1 protein-coding gene is annotated in these 541 nt (G+C 63.4%); it reads right to left on the bottom strand.

All coding sequences use genetic code 11. The features are described from left to right. Positions 1-541 (bottom strand): AAA family ATPase (locus tag ACWTU8_RS32145; protein ID WP_455851293.1); only part of this gene is annotated, 541 nt, incomplete at both ends.

The following is a 541-nucleotide window of genomic DNA, read 5'->3' as shown; positions in this document are numbered from 1 at the left end:
CCCGCAGCGCTTCCTCCATAAATATGTCAGGGTTGCTACAGAAGTCGCGCATCATGCGAAAATGATCGGTGTCGGTGAAATCGGTCGGGTCGAGCCCGAACCGGCTGATGCGGAACAGCCGCGCCCCGGGACAGGCCATCAGCAGCGGCGAATGTGTCGCCATGATCACCTGCGCGGTGCCGGACTTGTCCATGCGCCGCAGCATCTTCAGCAGCTCGATCTGGCGCGACGGCGAAAGCGCGCTTTCCGGCTCGTCGAGAATGTAGATGCCTTGCCTGCGGCAGCGTTCCTCGAAGAAACGGATAAAACCCTCGCCATGCGACCAGGACAGGAAATCCGGCGGCGCCCCACCAGACTCCAGCGCCGCCTGATCGAGATAGCGGGCCACCGAGTAGAAGGATTCGGCGCGAAAGAACCAGCCGGCGGTGACTTTTGGCAGCCAGTGGCCCCGGAGTGTGTCTGCCAATGCGGCGCCGCTCTTGTCGATGGCGCTGGAATGGTCGACCGGACGGTAGCCCTTGCCGCCGCCGGCCTCGTCATA

The organism is Mesorhizobium sp. BHbdii (assembly GCF_053848045.1).
This window is presented reverse-complemented; position numbering and strand designations above follow the sequence as displayed.